Genomic DNA, 21,247 nt, shown 5'->3' with positions numbered 1-21,247 from the left:
CGAGTATGTTTAAGCAATACCTGCAAGTCACGAAACCAGGCATCATCTTTGGCAACCTGATCTCCGTAATCGGAGGGTTCCTGCTGGCCTCTAAAGGCAGCATTGATTACACCCTCTTTATTTACACGCTGGTCGGTGTGTCACTGGTGGTTGCGTCCGGTTGTGTATTTAACAACTACATCGACATGGATATCGACAAGAAGATGGAAAGGACCAAAAATCGGGTGCTGGTTAAAGGCCTGATTGCTCCTTCCGTCTCGCTGGTGTACGCCACCTTGCTGGGTATTGCTGGCTTTATGCTGCTGTGGTTTGGTGCTAACCCGCTGGCCTGCTGGCTGGGGGTGATGGGGTTCGTGGTGTATGTAGGCGTCTACAGCCTGTATATGAAACGCCACTCCGTCTACGGCACGCTGATTGGTTCTCTCTCCGGCGCTGCGCCGCCGGTGATTGGCTACTGCGCCGTCACGAACGAGTTCGACAGCGGTGCGCTGATCCTGCTGGCTATCTTTAGCCTGTGGCAGATGCCGCACTCCTACGCCATCGCGATTTTCCGCTTTAAGGATTATCAGGCAGCGAACATTCCGGTTCTGCCGGTCGTGAAAGGCATCTCAGTTGCCAAAAACCACATCACGCTGTACATCATCGCTTTTGCCGTGGCAACGCTGATGCTCTCTCTGGGCGGTTACGCCGGATATAAATATCTGGTGGTGGCCGCTGCGGTGAGCGTCTGGTGGCTCGGCATGGCTCTGCGCGGTTACAAAGTGGAAGATGACAAGGTCTGGGCACGCAAGCTGTTTGTGTTCTCGATTGTCGCCATCACCTCCCTGTCCGTGATGATGTCCGTAGACTTCATGGTGCCAGATTCACAAAGCCTGCTGACGTACGTCTGGTAAGAAGACTGAAGTGAAAACGCCGGGTTTAACCCGGCGTTTTTTATTGGTACGGCGTAACCCCTTTCTTTAACAGTATATTGCCGTATTTCGCTGTCTCGCCTGTCACCACAATGGCGTACGCTTTCTGTGCCCGCGCATAAAACGCATAACGGTCAATACGCATAATCCCCTCCCCTCCCGCCTCACCAAAGAGTGCGTTGCGATAGCGTGCTTCTACCTGTATATCGAGCGTATCCCCGTCGACAGGGGCCATCATCACCAGCGGTGGCGCATAGCTGTCGAGTTCAAACAGCGGTATCACCGCGGCCAGCAAATCGCTGATGAGCAGGCCATCTGCGCGGATCGTCTTTGGCCCCAGGCTGTGCGCGGGAAAGTGAGCGTCTGCAAAAATAATCTCGTCACCATGGCCCATCTCTGCCAGCGTTTTCAGCAGCTCGGGTGAAATCAGTGGGGATATCGTTTTAAGCACGGCTTTGCTCCTCAGGATAGAAATAACGGTAACGATAGTGGACCCGATCGCGAGCAGCCTCAGCGCTGGCCGTTTCACCGACGCCCCACCATCCGTACAAAGACGCCCCCAGCACGGTCGTATCTGCATCTTCAAGAACCTTCACCGGGATCCCAAGCGCATTGGACTTGAGCTGATTCCACAGCATATTGCGGCTACCTCCCCCCACCAGCAGGAGTTCACGCGCCTTAAATTGCGCGATCGCCTCCAGCGCCTGGAGTTTTTCTTGCAGATGCACCGTGAGTCCTTCCAGGGCTGCGCGGTAAAAATGGGCTGGCGTGGTGGTGAGCGTAACGCCCTGCCAGCCGGCGAGCGGAGAATCGAGCAACTGGGTATTCATCGTGACGCCATCCGCCCCGTACGGAATTGCCGCCGCCTGAGCCAGAATAGTGTCCCAGTTGACATCAGGCGACCAGAACAGCGCGCGGATCCACTCCAGTACGCCAGACGCCAGATATTGCATTCCCGGATTATAGAGCCCCGTCCGGCTATCCAGTTCGCAGGTCGCGCCCGGGTATTGCCCCAGTAAAGCGGTATCAACCTGCGAGGTGCGCGCCATTAAAATCTCCCAGGTTCCCGAAGAGAGAACCGGCTCATTAATTCCCGCACCGGCGCCAAAAAGGGCAAACTGCGTATCGTGCCCGGCGGAGATCACCGGCACACCGCAAGGCAATCCGAGTCTGGATGCAGCGTCGGGCTGCAGTTCACCCATCATCTCTCCGGGGGAAACCAGCGGCGGGAAAAGGGAATGAGGCACGCCGATCTTGCTTAAGATCGTTTCGCTGAAGCACCGCTGATGCAGATCGAACATCTGACTGGTACCGGCCATCGTGAGATCGGTCGTCATTTTTCCGGTCAGGCGATGGTTGATTAGCGAGGAGATAAAAAGCCAGGCGTGAGCACGCTGTAACAGATCGGGATGGTTGTCCTGAAGCCAGCCTAGCTTATACAACGTGTTGAAACTAAACTGCCCAACGCCGGTGATCTGCTGTAGTTCAGCCGGGGAGCACAAACGGGCAACCGCTTCCATCACTGGCACGGTCCGTGGACATTTCCAGCTGATGATCGGGTAAAGCAGTTCTCCCCGCTCATCTACCAGCGCGCCATCCACGCCAAAGGTCGTCACACTCATTCCGCACAGTTGATGCTTGCTCAGCACTGCGCTGATTTTCTGACAACAGACGGCAAAACGTTGCATGATGGCGTCGAGCGACCACTGGTGCCAGGCCGGATTTTCAGCGGCACTTTCGCTTTCGTTCGCCACCGAGGCTCGCGCCACAATATTCCCTTCAGGATCCAGCGCAATGGCGCGCACGTTCGTCGCGCCACAATCGAGAACCAGAAAACATTTTTTCATTGCGGTCCCCACAGGCTGCCAGTCCGCCGGAGCAGGCTGGCAAACCGGCTTATTGTTTGTATAACGGTCCGTAATTTTCACAGGCGCGGTAATCCTGCCCTTCCGGATCCATACCGTGAGCGCCCCAGGCCGTCGGCCGATAAATAAGCGCCTCCGGTACGTTATGCATGCACACGGGAATGCGCAGCATGGACGCCATGGTGATGAAATCAGCACCGACGTGCCCGACGGTTAGCACCCCGTGGTTAGCCCCCCAGTTCGCCATCACTGAATAGACGTCGCTGAACGGGCCTTTACCGGTCAGACGTGGGGCAAACCAGGTGGTGGGCCAGGTTGAATCGGTGCGCTTATTCAGAATGTCATGTACTTGTTCCGGCAGCTCAACACTCCAGCCTTCCGCTATCTGTAATACCGGGCCCACCCCCTTGATGAGGTTTACGCGGGTCATGGTAAATGGCACGCCACCTCGGGTGAGGAAGTTTGATGAGAAACCGCCCCCGCGAAAGTATTCATGCACCGCCGGACACCAGTGGGTTGCGGCCAGGCACGCGTTGGCTTCCTGCTCAGTAATGTCCCAGTGTGGTTTCAGGGTCGGTTTCCCCTCGGCATCTTTCTGCTCCGCTGTACCGTCCAGTGCCGCCGAGCCGGAGTTGATCAGATGAATAATGCCCTGCTCAGCCCGTCCAGTGAGTTTCTGGCCGGTAACACGCTCAACCGACTCTGGCGACCAGTAGGTGCGCACGTCGGCAAAGATTTGCGCTGTACCGGTCATCAGATGTCCAAACAGCATTGCTACCCCGTTCAGGCTGTCATTTTCCGTCGCCACCACCAACGGCTGGCGAATACCGTTCCAGTCAAAGGAGCTGTTCAGCAGCGCCTCTGCGGTATCGCCATTTGGATACTGATCCGTCCAGTGGCGCTGTCCCTGGAACCCGGACGCGATGGCGTTATAGCCCAGAGATTCCTCCACGCGGCCCATCGCAGCGAGTTTTGGGTTACCCTGCATCATGTCGCGGATGCACATCGCCATCAGCAGACTCTCCCGGAGGATCGCGGCATTCTCCTGTTCATTGCGACGATACTGATCCGCGTTTTTATCCTCGCCGAAATGGAAATGTGCTTGCGCCCAGTCCAGGGCCAGCTCAAGTTCTTGCTCGTCGTAAATCTTATGATCGATGCGGCGACGCAGTTCGGTCATATCCACCGCCTGCACCTTCATCCCCAGCCAGGATTCAAAGAAGTTGTGATCGACAATCGAGCCCGCAATCCCCATCGAGACGCCGCCCACCGACAGATAACTTTTCCCCTTCATGCTGGCGACCGCCAGGCCCGCGCGGGCGAAGCGCAACAATTTTTCCTCAACGTCTGCCGGGATGGTCTCGTCGCCCGCATCCTGTACATCGTGGCCATATATGGAAAACGCCGGGATCCCTTTCTGGTTATGCGCCGCCAGTGCCGCCGCGAGATATACTGCCCCCGGACGCTCGGTGCCGTTAAAGCCCCAGATCGCTTTCGGACGCAGCGGATCCATATCAATGGTTTCACTCCCGTAACACCAGCAGGGGGTGACGGTGATCGTCAGACCAACGTGGCACGTGCTGAACTTCTCTTCGCAAGCAGCGGCCTCCGCCATTCCGGCAATGCAGCTATCGGCAATCACGCACTCAACGGGCGTACCGCAGGGGTGGCGTAATTTTTCACTGAGTAGCGCCGCCGTGGCTTTCGCCATGTTCATGGTCTGCTCTTCCAGAGACTCGCGTACGCCCATTCGGCGGCCATCAATAACAGGTCGAATGCCAATACGGGGTAACGCTTTTATCGTTTTCATAGCCCTTCCTCACGTTGGTTAACCTATCCGTCTCAGGGGCATAGCCGTGAAAAAGCGCCCAGGCAGCGCCGTGAACGGAAAGTGGTGAAATTTGCTAACTCGAATTAGCTTAGGGTTCACACTAAAAATGAGACAAGATAAATGTGCAGGATCTGTGAGCAGTTTCACGATGAGAGGTCAAAATTCGATCAACGTCAGGTATTACGATTCAGCAAAAACTAAACATATCGTTTAAATTCAATCAAATAACAAAATACCTTTGCACGACGTCACAATTTGAATACAAATGATTTGGCTAAATTATAACCCTAAAATAGCTTTTAAGGACGAAAGCTAAGTCGAGTTAGCTTATTAACTAAATCACTGTGGCTTGTGATTCATTGCCTTTCCAACACAGGAATTTTGCAATGTCAGAGACTCTTATTCAGATGACGTGCATTACCAAACGCTTTCCCGGCGTGCTGGCGCTGAATCAGGTTGATTTCGATTTACGCTGCGGCGAAGTTCATGCCCTCTTAGGTGAAAACGGTGCCGGCAAATCGACGCTGATGAAAATATTATCCGGTGTTTACCAACCTGATGCCGGTGAAATTCGCTATGAAGGGCAATCCGTATCATTCAGCGATCCGCTAAGTGCTCAGCATGCAGGTATTACGATTATCCATCAGGAATTTAATCTCTTCCCCGATTTAACCGTGGAAGAGAATATCTTTATTGGCCGTGAATTCTGCAAAAATAGTCGCTGGCAGTTAGATAAACGCGCCCAGCGACAGGCGGTTGAGAAAATACTGCACACGCTGAATTTAAAAATCGCCCCGGACGCCCGCGTCAGTGAATTAACCGTAGCCCAGCAGCAGATGGTGGAAATTGCCAAAGCGATTTCGGTCAATGCCAAAGTGCTAATCATGGATGAACCCACCGCCGCGCTGACCGAAAGTGAAATCGAGAGTTTGTTTGACGTCACGCGGATGCTCAAGGCTCAGGGCACGGGGATTGTCTACATCTCGCACCGTCTGGAAGAGCTGGCGCTGATCGCCGATCGCGCGACCGTCATGCGCGACGGACAATACATCGCCACCGTAGATTATGAAACGGTTCAGATCGGCGAGCTTATCGCCATGATGGTTGGCCGCAATCTCGATAACATCTACCCAAAACGCCCGCCGCATCAGCGCAGAGAAAAAGTGCTGGAGGTGAACGGCCTGACGCGTAATGGTGTACTGCATGACATCAACTTTACCCTCTGGCGCGGTGAGATCCTCGGTCTCGCTGGCTTAATGGGCGCAGGCCGAACTGAACTGGGCCGGGCCCTGTTTGGCGCCGATGCGATCGACGCTGGCACCCTGACGCTGAACGGCACCCCCACACGTATTAAAGACGTGGCTGACGCCATTGAGAAAGGCATCAGCTATTTAACAGAAGACCGCAAAAAAGAGGGACTCGCCCTCGGCCTTTCTGTTGAGATGAACATTATGCTCGGCAATTACCCGGACTACGCTGGCGCCGCGGGTAATGTTGATGAAAAACGCTGCCGGGAGTCCAGCCAGAAACTGGTGGATACGCTGCGAATAAAAACGCCACATCTGGAACAGGCGGCACTGAATTTAAGCGGCGGTAATCAACAGAAGATTATTATTGCCCGCTGGGTCTGCAAAGACACCGATATTTTAATTTTTGATGAGCCAACCCGGGGAATTGACGTTGGCGCCAAGCTGGAAATCTACGAATTAATGAATCGCCTTGTCGCTAAAGGTAAATCGATCATCATGATTTCATCCGAACTGCCGGAAGTATTAGGAATGTGCGACCGCATACTCGTGATGCGCAGCGGCCGCATTGCCGGCGAAATAGCGGCTGAGCACGCCACCCAGGAAAAAATCATGCAATACGCCACGCTGGAGGATTAATCATGTCCGTTACCGTTCCATCGCCGCAAAGCGGAAGTCATACGATGAAAATAAATAAAGCGCTCCTGATGCGTCTGGCGCCTCTTTTTAGCCTGGTATTGCTGGTTCTGTTTTTCAGCTTCAGCTCACCGTTCTTCTTTAATACTGAAAATATCATGACTATCGCCCTGCAAACGGCGGTGATTGGCATCATGGCCATTGGCGTGACCTTTGTGATTATTACCGCCGGGATCGACCTGTCACTCGGATCGGTGGTGGCGTTCTCAGGGGTTGCGGTGGGCATCGCCGCCGGGTTTGGTATGCCGTTGCCGGTCTGTATTCTGGCAGGCGTGCTCGCAGGCGGACTTTGCGGCTATGTGAACGCGTTTCTGGTCACCAAAATGACCATACCACCGTTTATTGCCACCCTCGGCTTAATGATGTCGGTACGCGGCATCAATATGGTGATGACCGATGGCCGCGCGATTTATTTTTCTGACTACCCGCAGTTCAAGCTGCTAGCACAGGGTCGCCTGTTCGACGTTCTGCCTTATCCGGTGTTCTACCTTGTCATCGTGGCACTGATCGCCATGTGGATCCTGAAGAAAACGGTGATGGGCCGCTATATCTACGCTGTCGGCAGCAATGAAACGGCGGCACACCTTTCCGGGATCAAAGTCCAGCGAGTGAAAATTTTCGTTTACGCCTTCTGCGGCCTGTTAACCGGCGTGGCCGGGGTGATCCTCGCCTCTCGTCTCAACTCAGGCCAGCCAACCGTGGGCGTGGGTTATGAGCTGGAAGCCATTGCGGCGGTAGTGATCGGCGGTACCAGTCTGATGGGCGGCGTGGGCACGATTGGCGGCACCATCATAGGCGCGTTCATTATGAGCGTGCTGAAAAACGGCCTCAATCTCATGGGCGTGTCCCAGTTCTGGCAGATGGTGGCGATGGGCGTGGTCGTCGTTGCCGCCGTCTACCTGGACACGTTACGTAAAAGAATGCGTTAGGTTCTCGATACAACAAGCCCTGCCAACCCTACAACGGAGCAAAATAATGAAAACCAGCCATATCCTGAGCGCCCTGTCGCTCGTTGCCATCCTGTCCAGCAGCGCGCTGGCAAAAGATTTAAACCTGCCGGTGGTCAGTAAAGGTTACCAGCACGAATTCTGGCAGACGGTCAAAATGGGAACGGAAGCTGCCGCAAAAGAGTTGGGTGACAAAACCAGCTACGTTGGCCCTGCCGATGAAACGCAAATCGCCGAACAGATCCAGTTAGTCGAAAACACCATGGCACAAAAGCCAAACGGCCTGTTGCTGGCCGCACTTGATGCAAACGCCCTTGCCCCGCTGGTCGAAACCGCCAACAGCCGGGGGATCAAAGTGGTGACCTTCGACTCGGGCGTGAACTCGGATATCCCGGCCAGCTTTGTCGCCACCAATAACCGTAAGGCGGGCGCACAGGCTGCGGATGCGCTGGCGGAGCAGGTTGGCCAGAAGGGGAAAGTGGGTATTATCGCTCACGTAGCCGGGACGACGTCCGCCATTGAGCGCTCTGAAGGGTTCAGCGAGCGGATGAAAGAGAAGTACCCGAATATTCAGGTACTGCCGGTGCAATACAGCGATGGCGACCCGCAAAAAGCGATGGATAAAACCATTGATATGGTTCAGGCCAACCCGGATATCGCCGGTATTTATGCCACCAACGAAGGCTCAACCCTGGGCGTTGCGAACGCTATCGACAGCCAGAATCTGAAGGGCAAAGTAAAAGTCATCGGTTTTGACAGCACCGAAGCCATCATTAACTTCCTTAAAAACGGTGTGATTCAGGGCTTCGTGGTGCAGGACGCCTATCAGATTGGTTATCAGGGCATAAAAGCGCTGAACGCGGTGATTTCCGGACAGACGGTGGCCAAAGAAATTGATATTCCAGTGAAATATGTCAATGCGCAGAATATCAACACGCCTGAAATTGATAAACTGCTGCATCCGTTTGGTAAAAAATAAGGAAGTTCATGATGAGTGACGGCTATTTCCTCGGGGTAGATGTAGGTTCAGCCAGCGTTCGTGCAGGGCTTTACTCTGCGCAAGGCGAGCGTTTGAGCTTCGCGACCCGTCCGATTTCGCAGTTTCACGCCAGCAACGCGCGCGTGGAACAATCCTCTGTGGAAATCTGGCAGCAGGTTTGTGCGGTGGTGCGGGAAGCCGTCGACTCCTCTGGGATTTCACCTGACGCCATTCGTTCGATTGGCTTCGACGCCACGTGCTCGCTGGTCGCGCTGGATGCTGACGGTAACGGCCTGAGCGTCTCCCCGGACAGTCCGGCATCGCAGGACATCATTATGTGGATGGATCATCGTGCTCACGAAGAAACCGTTCACATCAATGCCACACGCGATCCGGCCCTGTGCTACGTGGGCGGCGAGGTCAGCATCGAGATGGAGTTGCCAAAACTGCTGTGGTTGCAGCGGCATCATCCTGAAACCTGGAATCAGGCCTGGCGCTTTTACGACCTAGCCGATTTTCTGGTCTGGAAAGCGACGGGCCAGGACGTCGCCAGCCTGTGCACCCTCACCTGCAAATGGAACTACCTTGCGCATGAGGCGCAGTTCAGCGAATCGCTGCTCAGGGCGGTGGGGCTGGAAAACTTACTGACAAAAATTCCCGGCACTATTCTGGACGTCGCTGAATGCGTCGGAAAACTTAGCCCGCAGGCAGCGCAAGCTCTGGGTTTGTCCGAAGAAGTGGTTGTGGCAAGCGGCATGATCGATGCCCACGCGGGTGGCGTGGCGCTGACGGGCTCACACCCGGAAGGCACGCTGGCGCTCATCAGCGGAACCTCGAACTGCCATATGCTTGCCAGTCAGACGGAGATCCATACGCCCGGCGTCTGGGGACCTTACTGGAGCGCCATGCTGCCGGGCTACTGGCTGACGGAAGGCGGGCAAAGTGCTGCCGGGGCGCTGGTCGACTGGACGTTGCGCGAGCACGGAGTCAGCGCAGAGCTGTTTGCAAAAGCAGAAGCGGCGCAATGCCATCCAGTGGCATTACTCAACGACTGGGTAGCCGCGCTTGAACAGGAAGAAAAATATCCCACCCGCAACCTGCACATTCTGGCCGATCACCACGGCAACCGCTCGCCGCGTTCGCGTCCTGATGCCCGGGGCAGCGTTGTCGGTCTGACATTAGAGACCGGTGAGCGCGCGCTGGCGAGGCTCTATCTGGCTACGCTACAGGCCATTGCCTACGGCACACGACACATTATGGATACTCTGAAACATCATGGGCACACCTTGTCGCGCATTGTCATTTGTGGTGGAGCTACTCATAACCGGCTCTGGCTGCGGGAGTATGCCGATGCCACAGGCTGCGATATTCACCTTTTAGCCGAAGAAGATGCGGTCACTCTCGGCGCGGCCATTTGCGGCGCTGTGGCGAGCGGTGCATGGGCAACGCTTACCGACGCCACCCGGGAAATGGTCAAAGCCGGCGCTATCATCACCCGTCGGCCGGAAACCGCGGCCTTCCACCGGCAAAAATATGAGGCGTACCTGATGCTGTGGACCCAGCAACAGGCGCTTAATCTCCTGATGCAGCAGGAAATGTAATGGCAGGATGCGTATGCTTTATCAGCAGTTTTTACGTACGTTAAGGATTGAGGCGTAGCGATGGCCAAAACAGTTGAACAGATAGCGAAGGATCTGAATTTATCCGTCACCACCGTGCGGCTGGTACTGAGCGGGAAAGCCGAACAGTATCGGATCAGTGTGAAAACACAGTCCCGAATTAATGAACACGTCGAGCGCTTCGGCTATACCCTCAACCATTCGGCGCGCAGTCTGAAGTTAAACAAAACCGAGACGCTGGGGCTCATCGTGCCCAACATCTCAAACGTGTTCTTTGCAACGCTCGCCGAGAAACTCGAACTGCGCTGCCGCCGTTCGGGCTACCAGCTGATGATCAGCTGTACTTACAACGATGTGGATTACGAAAACAAGCTGGTAAAAGCTCTGATGGCGCGCAACGTGGACGGCTTATTTATCGTTCCCTCGACGCTGGAAAATCAGCAGCATCATTTGCGGCAGATCCAAAAGCCACTGGTGCTCCTTGACCGGGATTTTGGCTTTACTGACAACGCGCTGGTAGAGAGTCATAACGAGGCTGGGGGGGATGAACTGGCCCGCAATATGTTGGAAGAGTGCAAAACGCCGCTCTGGTTCCTTGTGGGCGATACCGCACTGCCCAGCATTACGGACCGTCTGAACGGCTATTTGCAGGCCCTGAAAACAGCCGGTATTCACCATCGCGAGTGGGTCATCGAAGGGCCGGACAATACGCCGGAGGGGGGATATGCCCTGATGGATTCGCTTATCGACAGCCAGGGTGTTCCGCAGGCGTTTATCGCCTCATCGTTACCCGTCCTGGAAGGGGCAATCGAAGCCCTGCGGACGCGTACCGGTACCGTGCCTCAACACATCAATATTGGTACCTTCGATGAGCACCCCATGCTGGGGTTCCTGCCTAACAGCGTCTGGTCCATGCAGCAGGATGAAGATACCTGGGCGGAAAAAGCGTTTGAACTGATGCAGCGAGCCATCGACGGCGAAGCGGTCAACGAGACGGCGAAAGTCGATATGAAGCTGGTCAAACGTTCCCGCCAGTAAAAATAAAACTGTACCCGGAGAATAAAAAATGGAACGAGCCCGATTAGCCAGAGACATTATCGACACCTGCCTTGAGATGACCCGCATGGGATTAAATCAGGGCACCGCCGGGAATATCAGCGTTCGCTATCGCGACGGTATGCTGATTACGCCGACCGGAATTCCCTACGAGCATCTGACCGAAGAGAGTATCGTCTATGTCGATGCACAGGGGCGACACGAAGAGGATAAACTACCCTCCAGCGAATGGCGTTTTCATCAGGTTGTGTATCAGACCCGCCCGGATGCTAACGCCGTCGTCCATAACCATGCGGTTAACTGTACCGCCGTCTCGATACTCAACCGCCCCATTCCTGCTATTCACTATATGATTGCCGCCGCCGGGGGAAACTCCATTCCCTGCGCGCCTTACGCGACCTTCGGGACGCGCGCGCTGTCAGAGCATGTCGCGGTCGCGTTACGCGATCGCAAAGCGACGCTATTACAGCACCACGGCCTGATCACCTGCGAAGAAAATCTTGAGAAGGCACTGTGGCTGGCGCAGGAGGTAGAGGTGCTGGCAAAACTCTACCTGGCCACGCTGGCGATCGTGGATCCCGTTCCGGTACTCAGTGACGATGAAATTGCCATTGTTCTTGAGAAATTTAAAAGCTACGGGTTGCGCGTCGAGGCGTAATTTTTTATCCGGGGGTGCTTTTATCACACCCTCGTAATATCTCTTAAACAAACACCTATTTACCGCACTTATCACCCCGCCTAAACTATGGCCTGCTTTTTGGTAGAGGTGGTAATGAACGATTATAAAATGACGCCAGGTGAACTGCGTGCGACCTGGGGTTTAGGGACTGTTTTCTCGCTGCGGATGCTTGGCATGTTTATGGTCCTGCCCGTTCTGACCACATATGGCATGGCGTTACAGGGTGCCAGCGAAGCGCTGATTGGTCTGGCGATCGGTATCTACGGCCTGGCGCAGGCGATATTCCAGATCCCCTTTGGCCTGCTCTCCGACCGCGTGGGTCGCAAACCGCTGATTGTCGGCGGGCTGCTGGTGTTTGTACTTGGCAGCATCATCGCCGCCCTCTCCCACTCCATCTGGGGAATTATTCTTGGCCGCGCCCTGCAAGGTTCCGGGGCGATTGCCGCCGCCGTGATGGCGCTGCTGTCAGATTTAACCCGCGAGCAAAACCGCACCAAAGCCATGGCGTTTATTGGCGTCAGCTTCGGCGTTACGTTTGCCATTGCCATGGTGCTGGGGCCGATTATTACCCATTCACTCGGCCTGCACGCCCTGTTCTGGATGATAGCCGTGCTGGCAACCATCGGGATCGCACTCACGCTGTGGGTTGTGCCGGACAGTAAAAACCATGTCCTGAACCGTGAATCCGGGATGGTCAAAGGCTGCTTCAGCAAAGTCATCGCCGAGCCGCGCCTGCTTAAGCTGAACTTCGGCATTATGTGCCTGCACATTCTGCTGATGTCCACCTTTGTCGCCCTGCCCGGTCAACTTGCCGCAGCAGGTTTCCCGGCGGCAGAGCACTGGAAAATTTATCTGGTCACAATGCTGATCTCGTTTGTCTCCGTTGTGCCCTTCATTATTTACGCCGAAGTGAAGCGCAAAATGAAACGCGTCTTCGTGGGCTGCGTGGCGTTACTGTTGATTGCCGAGATTGTGCTGTGGGGCGCCGGCCCACATTTCTGGGAGCTGATCGCAGGCGTACAGCTGTTCTTCCTGGCGTTTAATCTGATGGAAGCCCTGCTGCCGTCGCTTATCAGCAAAGAGTCTCCGGCAGGATACAAAGGCACCGCGATGGGCATTTACTCCACCAGCCAGTTTCTCGGCGTGGCGATCGGCGGGTCCCTCGGCGGCTGGGTGGACGGCCTTTTTGATTCTCAGACCGTGTTCCTCGCCGGTGCGCTACTGGCGATGCTCTGGCTGTTTGTTGCCAGCACCATGAAAGAGCCGCGCTATGTGAGTAGCCTGCGGGTAGAAATTCCCGATGACGTGGCAATCGGTGACGCGTTACAAAAGCGTCTGGAAGCGACAGAGGGCGTGAGCGAAGTGCTGATTGTCCCGGAAGAGCGCAGTGCGTATGTCAAAATTGACAGCAAAGTGACTAACCGCTTTGAGGTAGAGCAGGCGCTGAAGGCCTGAAAAAATGCCCGGTTTAGCCGGGCATAATTGTCTTAATCGCGGAAGTTTTTAAACTGGAATGGCTGACCGAGATCGCCGCCACGCACCAGCGCCATCACGGATTGCAGGTCATCACGGGATTTTCCGGTCACGCGGATCTCTTCCCCCTGGATCTGCGCCTGCACTTTCAGCTTGCTGTCTTTGATAAGCTTAACGATTTTTTTCTGTACCGCGCTTTCAATCCCCTGCTTCAGCTTCGCTTCCACAAACCAGGTTTTGCCGCTGTGAACAAAATCTTCCGGTACATCAAGTGAGGTCCCTTCAATGCCGCGCTTGAGCAGCTTGGCGCGCAGGATATCCAGCAGTTGGTTGACCTGGAAATCAGACTCACTCAGGACTTTGATTGTCTTGTTCGCGTCGTTCAGTTCAATGGTCGCCTCAACGCCACGAAAATCGAAACGTGACTCCACTTCACGAATAGCATTATCTACGCCGTTACGCGCTTCCTGCAGATCAACTTCAGAAACAATATCGAAAGATGGCATCTTTTCTTCTCCCTTCATTTTTGTTGCGTTGCATAATACCTGCAACGAGGCATAACGAGAAGCTTAGCTGATGGCGCTATACTTAGCGTCTTAGCACCTGGCGCAGTTGCAGGTGAGGAGGAACAATGAAAGTAACAGTGCTTGGATGCGGCGCCCTTGGTCAACTCTGGCTTAGCGCGCTATGCAAACAGGGACACGACGTTCAGGGCTGGCTGCGAATTCCCCAACCCTATTGCAGTGTGAATGTGATAGGTACAGACGGTTCAATTTTTAACGAGTCTTTGACGGCAAACGATCCGGAATTTCTCGCGAGCAGCGATCTGCTGCTGGTCACGCTGAAGGCCTGGCAGGTCTCCGATGCGGTGAAAAGCCTGGCCGCCCAATTACCTGAAAGCACGCCAGTCCTGCTGATTCACAACGGTATGGGTACCATTGAAGAGCTAAAGTCTGTCCGGCAACCGCTGCTGATGGGAACAACCACCCACGCGGCACGCCGCGACGGTAACGTCATTATTCATGTTGCCAGTGGCATCACCCATATCGGTCCTGCGCGTGAGCAGCCCGGCGATTACAGCTATCTTGCGGATACCCTGCAATGCACGCTGCCTGACGTCGCCTGGCACAATAACATTCGTGCGGAACTGTGGCGCAAGCTGGCGGTCAACTGCGCGATCAATCCGCTGACTGCCCTGCTGGATTGCCCTAACGGTGATCTGCGCCAGCATCCCGATCGGTTAGCGCTGATTTGCCGGGAAGTTGCCGCCGTCATTGAACGCGAAGGCTACCACACCTCAGAGTCTGATTTACGTTATTATGTCGACCAGGTCATTGAGAGTACGGCAGAAAATATCTCCTCAATGCTGCAGGATATCCGGGCTATGCGGCATACCGAAATTGATTACATTACCGGTTATCTGTTAAAACGCGCCCGGGCACACGGCATTACCGTTGCGGAAAACAGCCGTCTGTTTGAGTTAGTAAAACGAAAGGAGAGTGAGTATGAGCGCATCGGCACTGGTATGCCTCGCCCCTGGTAGCGAAGAGACAGAAGCGGTCACCACCATTGATTTGATGGTACGTGGTGGTATTAAGGTTACCACCGCCAGCGTCGCCAGCGACGGAAGTCTGGCGATTACCTGCTCGCGTGGAGTCAAGATCCTGGCAGATGCACCGCTTGTACAGGTGGCGGACGGTGATTACGACATTATCGTGCTGCCGGGCGGTCTGAAAGGCGCGGAGTGTTTCCGCGACAGCCCGCTGCTGGTTGAAACCGTTCGTCAGTTTCATCTTTCCGGGCGTATCGTCGCGGCAATCTGTGCGGCCGCAGGTACGGTACTGGTTCCGCACGACATTTTCCCCATCGGCAATATGACCGGCTTCCCAGGCCTGAAGGATACGATTCCGGAAGACCAGTGGGTGGATAAACGCGTGGTCTGGGATCCGCGCGTTAACCTGCTCACCAGCCAGGGGCCGGGTACCGCCATTGATTTTGGCCTGAAGATTATTGACCTGCTGGTCGGGCGCGAAAAAGCGTACGAAGTGGCGTCATCGCTGGTGATGGCGGCAGGGATTTATAACTACTACGAGTAAAAAAAGCCGGGTGGCGGCTACGCCTTACCCGGCCTACAAGTGTACGGTACCGTAGGCCCGGTAAGCGAAGCGCCGCCGGGCAATAGGCTACGGGCGATACACCTTCACGTTCGCGAAGCCCTGCTCGCGCAGGTACAGCGCCTGTAAACGGCTCATGACCCCACGTTCGCACCACAGCAGATACGTTTTGCTCTGGTCGAGATCGCCAAACTGGGTGCTCAGTTTGTAGAACGGCAGCGAAACCACCTCCACGCCTTCCACCTGCAACGGCTTGTCATCCTGCTCATCAACAGAACGAATATCCAGAATCGTATCGTTAGCACCGAAGCCGCTGACCGTCTCCACCTCAACCACGTCCTGCTCGGTCTGCTGGGCGATCTCACGGATATCGATGTTGGACGCTTCCGCCACCACTTTTTCCAGGATGCTGAAATCGAAGTTCTCTTCTTCCGCTTCGATCTTCGCCTTCACCGCTTTAATGGTTGGACTTTTTGAGATCACGCCGCAATATTCCGGCATGGTGCGGGCAAAATCTTCAGTACCGATTTTACGCGCCAGATCGATGATGTGCTCTTTATCGTGAGAGATCAGCGGACGCAGGATCAGCGTATCAGACACGTTGTCGATAAGGCGCAGGTTGGTCAGCGTCTGGCTGGAGACCTGCCCCAGTGCTTCACCGGTGACCAGCGCCTGCACGCCGTAGCGCTCAGCCACTTTGGACGCCGCACGCACCATCATACGTTTCAGGACCACGCCCATCTGGCCGTCATCCACTTTCTCAAGAATTTCGCCGACCACCGGCTCAAAGTTGATCGCCACGAAACGCACGCGGTGAGAGCTGCCGAAGCGGTTCCACAGGTAATGCGCCACCTGACGTACGCCGATTTCGTGCGCCGCGCCGCCCAGATTAAAGAAGCAGTAGTGCACGCGGCAGCCGCGACGCATCAGCATATAGCTGGAAACGCCGGAGTCGAACCCGCCGGAGATCAGCGACAGCACATCTTCTTGCGTGCCGATCGGGAAGCCGCCAATACCTTCATAACGGCCCTTAACCAGCAGCAGGCGATCGTTTTCGATCTCAAGATTAACGGTAACGTCCGGATTAGTCAGGCGCACGCGCGCCGTCTCAACGTGCTGGTTCAGACCGCCGCCGACATAGCGCTCAACGTCAATGGAGCTAAACTCATGCTTACCACGGCGCTTCACGCGTACGCAGAACGTTTTCCCTTCGATCTGATCGCGGTACTGTACCAGCGCCTTTTCGAAGATATCGTGCATATCGGTGAAGGGAACGTCTTCCACTTCCAGAATATGGTGAATACCCGGGATACGGGTCAGCGCGTCGCGAATATCAAGACGTTTGTTTTCGTCTTTCGCGCGGACTTCAACGTGGTCCCAGTGACGCACCACGGCGAGCGTTTCGTCGTAGTGTTTTAATACGTTACGAATGTTCCCGGTGAGAATTTTAATAAAGCGCAAACGCACGGATTGGCTTTTGATGGTGATTTCAGGGAACAATTTAATGATAAACTTCATGGCGGCAATGTTTCTTAGGCAAGCTTATAAAGGCTTGTAGTGGAAAATGATACAGCAGCCCACACCCGTGGCTGCATCCAGGCGCGCAAGTATACCACCATCGCGCCACTCGCGTTATTTGATAATTGCCCTGAGTCCGTTACCATGTCAGGGCGAAAAATTTAAGAGTCAATTCACTATGCCGAAGAAAAACGACGCACCGGCCAGTTTCGAAACTGCGCTGAGTGAACTGGAGCAGATCGTTACCCGTCTTGAGAGCGGCGATCTCCCGCTGGAAGACGCGCTCAACGAATTTGAACGCGGCGTGCAGCTCGCGCGCCAGGGGCAGGTAAAACTCCAGCAGGCCGAGCAGCGTGTGCAGATCCTGCTTTCCGACAGCGAAGACGCTAAAACCACGCCATTCACACCGGACGCCGAGTAAATGGATTTTTCCAACGCGCTTCAGGCGCGCGTCATCCGCGCCAACGACGCGCTGCGCCGTTTCATTGAGCCGCAGCCTTTTCAGAACACTCCTCTGGTTGAAGCCATGCACTATGGCGCACTCTTGGGGGGTAAACGCCTGCGTCCGTTCCTGGTGTATGCCACGGGCAACATGTTCGGTATCAGCGATAACACGCTGGACGCCCCGGCAGCCGCCGTGGAGTGTATCCACGCCTATTCGCTGATCCACGATGATTTGCCGGCCATGGACGATGACGATCTGCGTCGCGGTCAGCCGACCTGCCACATTAAGTTCGGCGAAGCGAATGCTATTCTGGCAGGTGATGCGCTGCAAACCCTGGCGTTCTCTATTCTGAGCGATGCGCCGATGGTTGAAGTGAGCGATCGCGATCGTCTGGCAATGGTGTCCGAACTGGCAATGGCCAGCGGCGTCGCCGGGATGTGCGGCGGCCAGGCGCTGGATTTAGAGGCTGAAGGTCGTCAGGTAACTCTGGAACAGCTGGAGCGCATCCACCGTCACAAAACGGGCGCCCTGATTCGGGCAGCCGTTCGTCTGGGCGCGCTGAGCGCGGGTGAACGCGGGCGTAAAGCCCTGCCGGTTCTGGACAGATACGCAGAAAGTATCGGTCTGGCATTCCAGGTTCAGGATGACATTCTGGATGTGGTGGGCGATACTGCAACATTGGGAAAACGTCAGGGTGCGGATCAGCAGCTTGGCAAAAGTACCTACCCCGCCCTGTTGGGCCTTGAGCATGCCCAACGTAAAGCCCGGGATCTGATAGACGATGCCCGCCGGTCACTGAATGAGCTGGCCGCGCAATCGCTGGATACCTCGGCACTGGAAGCGCTAGCGGACTACATAATCCAGCGTAATAAATAAACTATATATCTCGATGAGCCTTTGATGAGTTTTGATATTGCCAAATACCCGACACTGGCGTTAGTTGACTCCACTCAGGAGTTACGTCTGTTGCCGAAAGAGAGTCTGCCGAAGCTGTGTGACGAGCTGCGTCGCTACCTGCTCGACAGCGTTAGCCGCTCCAGCGGCCACTTCGCCTCCGGACTTGGCACGGTTGAGCTGACCGTGGCGTTGCATTACGTCTATAACACGCCGTTCGATCAGCTGATCTGGGATGTTGGCCACCAGGCCTATCCGCACAAAATTCTGACCGGACGTCGCGATAAGATTGGCACCATTCGCCAGAAAGGCGGCCTGCATCCGTTCCCGTGGCGCGGCGAGAGCGAGTTTGACGTGTTAAGCGTCGGCCACTCTTCCACCTCCATTTCCGCAGGCATCGGGATTGCCGTTGCCGCCGAAAAAGAGAATAAGCAACGCCGTACCGTCTGCGTGATTGGTGACGGGGCGATCACCGCCGGGATGGCTTTTGAGGCCATGAACCACGCGGGCGATATCAAACCGGACATGCTGGTGATCCTCAACGATAACGAAATGTCGATCTCCGAGAACGTCGGCGCGCTGAATAACCATCTGGCGCAGCTGCTGTCCGGTAAGCTTTACTCCTCACTGCGCGAAGGCGGGAAAAAAGTCTTCTCGGGCGTACCGCCGATCAAAGAGCTGCTTAAGCGTACCGAAGAACATATCAAAGGCATGGTCGTGCCGGGTACGCTGTTTGAAGAGCTGGGCTTTAACTATATTGGCCCGGTGGACGGCCACGATGTGTTAGGTCTGGTGACGACGCTTAAAAACATGCGCGACCTGAAAGGCCCGCAGTTCCTGCATATCATGACCAAAAAAGGGCGTGGTTACGAACCGGCGGAAAAAGATCCGATCACCTTCCACGCGGTGCCCAAGTTCGACCATACCAGCGGTTGTCTGCCGAAAAGCAGCGGCGGAATGCCGAGCTACTCAAAAATCTTTGGCGACTGGCTGTGCGAAACGGCGGCGAAAGACAACACGCTGATGGCGGTGACGCCTGCCATGCGTGAAGGCTCCGGCATGGTCGAGTTTTCCAAAAAATACCCGGACCAGTATTTCGACGTCGCCATTGCCGAGCAGCACGCGGTAACCTTCGCAGCGGGCCTGGCGATTGGCGGCTACAAGCCGGTGGTAGCGATTTACTCTACCTTCCTGCAACGCGCCTACGATCAGGTGATCCATGACGTTGCCATCCAGAAGCTGCCGGTGCTGTTTGCTATCGACCGTGCGGGCATCGTGGGGGCTGACGGCCAGACGCACCAGGGCGCATTTGACCTCTCCTTCCTGCGCTGCATCCCGGACATGGTGATCATGACGCCAAGCGACGAAAACGAGTGTCGTCAGATGCTGTATACCGGTTACCACTATCAGGACGGTCCCTGTGCGGTACGTTATCCACGCGGCAATGCCCTTGGCGTTGAATTACGGCCGCTGGAAAAACTGGACATCGGTAAAGGTCTGGTGAAACGTCGCGGTGAAAAAGTGGCGATCCTGAACTTTGGTACGCTGATGCCGGAAGCGGCAAAAGCCGCTGAAAACCTGAATGCGACGCTCGTCGATATGCGATTTGTGAAGCCGCTCGATGAATCTCTGATTCTGAGCATGGCGGAAAGCCATGAGGTGCTGGTCACGCTGGAAGAGAACGCCATCATGGGTGGCGCGGGTAGCGGCGTGAACGAAGTGCTGATGGCGAACCGTAAAGTCGTTCCGGTGCTTAATCTCGGCCTGCCGGACCACTTCATCCCGCAAGGCACTCAGGACGAGGCGCGCGCCGACATTGGCCTGGACGCCGTCGGTATCGAAGCTAAAATCCGCACCTGGCTGGCCTGATCCCTCCCCTTTTCTGCTCCTGCTATGCTTAAACGTATTGTTTAAACAGCAGGAGCGGAACCATGCAATACACAACATTAGGAAAAACAGACCTCAAGGTGTCCCGGCTTTGCCTGGGCTGCATGACGTTTGGCGAGCCTGACCGGGGAAATCACGCCTGGACGCTGCCTGAAGAGAGCAGCCGCCCTATCATTAAGCGCGCCATTGACGGCGGCATCAACTTCTTCGATACCGCCAACAGCTACTCCGACGGCAGCAGCGAAGAGATTGTGGGCCGCGCCCTGCGAGATTTTGCCCGTCGGGATGAGATTGTGGTCGCCACCAAGGTGTATTACCCGTCAGGCGATCTGGCGGAAGGCCTTTCTCGCGCGCAGATCCTGCGCTCCATTGATGACAGCCTCAGACGCCTGAACATGGATTACGTCGACCTGCTGCAAATTCACCGCTGGGATTACAACACGCCGATCGAAGAGACGCTTGAAGCGTTGAACGACGTCGTGAAAGCCGGTAAAGCGCGCTACATCGGCGCATCGTCCATGCATGCCTCACAGTTTGCTCAGGCGCTCGATCTCCAGGCGCAGAACGGCTGGGCGCGCTTTGTCACTATGCAGGATCACTACAACCTGATCTACCGGGAAGAAGAACGCGAGATGCTGCCGCTCTGCTACCAGGAAGGCGTGGCGGTGATCCCGTGGAGCCCGCTGGCGCGCGGAAGGTTAACCCGTCCGTGGGGTGAAACTACCGCCCGGCTGGTATCGGATGAAGTAGGTAAAAATCTGTATGACGATACAGAAGCCAGCGATGCGTTAATTGCCGAACGATTAGCCGGGATCGCCGACGATATCGGTGCAACGCGCGCGCAGGTAGCGCTGGCGTGGCTGCTGAGCAAGCGCGGTGTCGCCGCGCCGATTGTGGGCACATCGCGGGAAGAACAGCTGGACGAGTTGTTGAGTGCGGTGGACTTATCGTTGACGCCGGAGCAGATTGCCGAGCTGGAGACGCCGTATCAGCAACATCCGGTGGTAGGGTTTAAATAAACAATTCAGGGAACAAAATCCGTAGGCCGGGTAAGCGCAGCGCCACCCGGCAATACAGAGCGCACAA

General features: G+C 55.5%; 19 protein-coding genes. 14 read left to right on the top strand and 5 right to left on the bottom strand.

Annotated features, from left to right (window positions below):
* The first annotated feature begins 5 nt into the window (after positions 1-5).
* Entirely contained in the window at positions 6-893 is an 888-nt protein-coding gene (gene cyoE, locus HWQ15_RS13450; protein ID WP_022647242.1) for a heme o synthase, read from the top strand.
* A 40-nt stretch (positions 894-933) separates the two neighbouring features.
* Here the strand turns inward: cyoE and fucU are convergent, their stop codons facing one another.
* From fucU to fucI, 3 genes are read right to left on the bottom strand one after another with little or no spacing between them, the layout of a single operon-like run.
* Positions 934-1,362, bottom strand: a complete 429-nt coding sequence (gene fucU / locus HWQ15_RS13445) for an L-fucose mutarotase (protein ID WP_063149159.1) — start codon at positions 1,360-1,362, stop codon at positions 934-936.
* A complete protein-coding gene (fucK, locus tag HWQ15_RS13440; RefSeq protein WP_023305580.1) occupies positions 1,355-2,758 on the bottom strand; it encodes an L-fuculokinase in 1,404 nt (467 codons plus the stop codon). Before fucK ends, fucU begins: the two co-directional genes overlap by 8 nt.
* A gap of 49 nt (positions 2,759-2,807) precedes the next feature.
* Positions 2,808-4,586 (bottom strand): L-fucose isomerase, encoded by a 1,779-nt coding sequence (gene fucI / locus HWQ15_RS13435; protein ID WP_063216056.1) that lies wholly within the window; start codon positions 4,584-4,586, stop codon positions 2,808-2,810.
* Positions 4,587-4,993: 407 nt separating this feature from the next.
* Between fucI and HWQ15_RS13430 the strand changes: the two genes are divergently transcribed.
* The 7 genes from HWQ15_RS13430 to HWQ15_RS13400 all read left to right on the top strand — a co-directional run bounded on the left by HWQ15_RS13430 (position 4,994) and on the right by HWQ15_RS13400 (position 13,285).
* Positions 4,994-6,493 carry a sugar ABC transporter ATP-binding protein gene (locus HWQ15_RS13430; protein ID WP_063149157.1) on the top strand — a complete coding sequence of 500 codons (1,500 nt, stop codon included), beginning with the start codon at positions 4,994-4,996 and terminating at the stop codon, positions 6,491-6,493.
* A 2-nt stretch (positions 6,494-6,495) separates the two neighbouring features.
* The gene (locus HWQ15_RS13425; protein ID WP_022647237.1) at positions 6,496-7,479 is read left to right on the top strand and encodes an ABC transporter permease; all 984 of its coding nucleotides are present in this window, start codon (positions 6,496-6,498) and stop codon (positions 7,477-7,479) included.
* Positions 7,480-7,525: 46 nt separating this feature from the next.
* A complete protein-coding gene (locus HWQ15_RS13420) occupies positions 7,526-8,476 on the top strand; it encodes an ABC transporter substrate-binding protein (protein WP_000858088.1) in 951 nt (316 codons plus the stop codon).
* An 11-nt stretch (positions 8,477-8,487) separates the two neighbouring features.
* Positions 8,488-10,077 (top strand): FGGY-family carbohydrate kinase, encoded by a 1,590-nt coding sequence (locus HWQ15_RS13415; protein ID WP_032621616.1) that lies wholly within the window; start codon positions 8,488-8,490, stop codon positions 10,075-10,077.
* Positions 10,078-10,137: 60 nt separating this feature from the next.
* On the top strand, positions 10,138-11,133 hold the full coding sequence (locus HWQ15_RS13410; RefSeq protein WP_023299444.1) for a LacI family DNA-binding transcriptional regulator: 996 nt from the start codon (positions 10,138-10,140) through the stop codon (positions 11,131-11,133).
* Between the two features lie 28 nt (positions 11,134-11,161).
* Positions 11,162-11,809 (top strand): L-fuculose-phosphate aldolase, encoded by a 648-nt coding sequence (gene fucA, locus HWQ15_RS13405; protein ID WP_017383181.1) that lies wholly within the window; start codon positions 11,162-11,164, stop codon positions 11,807-11,809.
* A 114-nt stretch (positions 11,810-11,923) separates the two neighbouring features.
* Positions 11,924-13,285: an MFS transporter gene (locus HWQ15_RS13400; protein WP_063149156.1), complete on the top strand. Its 1,362-nt coding sequence runs from the start codon at positions 11,924-11,926 to the stop codon at positions 13,283-13,285.
* A 32-nt stretch (positions 13,286-13,317) separates the two neighbouring features.
* Here the strand turns inward: HWQ15_RS13400 and HWQ15_RS13395 are convergent, their stop codons facing one another.
* Positions 13,318-13,809 carry a YajQ family cyclic di-GMP-binding protein gene (locus HWQ15_RS13395; RefSeq protein ID WP_022647233.1) on the bottom strand — a complete coding sequence of 164 codons (492 nt, stop codon included), beginning with the start codon at positions 13,807-13,809 and terminating at the stop codon, positions 13,318-13,320.
* A gap of 125 nt (positions 13,810-13,934) precedes the next feature.
* On the opposite strand from HWQ15_RS13395, the gene panE reads away from it, so the two are divergent.
* Together panE and yajL are read left to right on the top strand one after the other, a co-directional pair.
* A complete protein-coding gene (gene panE / locus HWQ15_RS13390; protein ID WP_063149154.1) occupies positions 13,935-14,846 on the top strand; it encodes a 2-dehydropantoate 2-reductase in 912 nt (303 codons plus the stop codon).
* On the top strand, positions 14,809-15,399 hold the full coding sequence (yajL, locus tag HWQ15_RS13385) for a protein deglycase YajL (RefSeq protein ID WP_022647231.1): 591 nt from the start codon (positions 14,809-14,811) through the stop codon (positions 15,397-15,399). Before panE ends, yajL begins: the two co-directional genes overlap by 38 nt.
* An 87-nt stretch (positions 15,400-15,486) precedes the next feature.
* Here the strand turns inward: yajL and thiI are convergent, their stop codons facing one another.
* Entirely contained in the window at positions 15,487-16,935 is a 1,449-nt protein-coding gene (gene thiI, locus HWQ15_RS13380; RefSeq protein ID WP_022647230.1) for a tRNA uracil 4-sulfurtransferase ThiI, read from the bottom strand.
* Positions 16,936-17,113: 178 nt separating this feature from the next.
* On the opposite strand from thiI, the gene xseB reads away from it, so the two are divergent.
* The 4 genes from xseB (at position 17,114) to HWQ15_RS13360 (ending at position 21,180) form a co-directional block, all read left to right on the top strand.
* Positions 17,114-17,356, top strand: coding sequence for an exodeoxyribonuclease VII small subunit (xseB, locus tag HWQ15_RS13375; protein WP_003859094.1), 243 nt, complete (start codon positions 17,114-17,116; stop codon positions 17,354-17,356).
* Positions 17,357-18,256: a (2E,6E)-farnesyl diphosphate synthase gene (ispA, locus tag HWQ15_RS13370; RefSeq protein WP_038415485.1), complete on the top strand. Its 900-nt coding sequence runs from the start codon at positions 17,357-17,359 to the stop codon at positions 18,254-18,256. It begins immediately after the preceding gene.
* 24 nt (positions 18,257-18,280) lie between these two features.
* Positions 18,281-20,143, top strand: a complete 1,863-nt coding sequence (dxs, locus tag HWQ15_RS13365) for a 1-deoxy-D-xylulose-5-phosphate synthase (protein ID WP_063149153.1) — start codon at positions 18,281-18,283, stop codon at positions 20,141-20,143.
* A 62-nt stretch (positions 20,144-20,205) separates the two neighbouring features.
* On the top strand, positions 20,206-21,180 hold the full coding sequence (locus HWQ15_RS13360) for an aldo/keto reductase (protein WP_032624758.1): 975 nt from the start codon (positions 20,206-20,208) through the stop codon (positions 21,178-21,180).
* Positions 21,181-21,247 lie beyond the last annotated feature (67 nt).

The organism is Enterobacter sp. DSM 30060 (genome assembly GCF_013375955.1).
In the GTDB taxonomy this organism is placed as follows: domain Bacteria; phylum Pseudomonadota; class Gammaproteobacteria; order Enterobacterales; family Enterobacteriaceae; genus Enterobacter; species Enterobacter intestinihominis.
The sequence above is the reverse complement of the archived record's forward strand: the minus strand, read 5'-3'. Positions and strand labels throughout refer to the sequence as shown.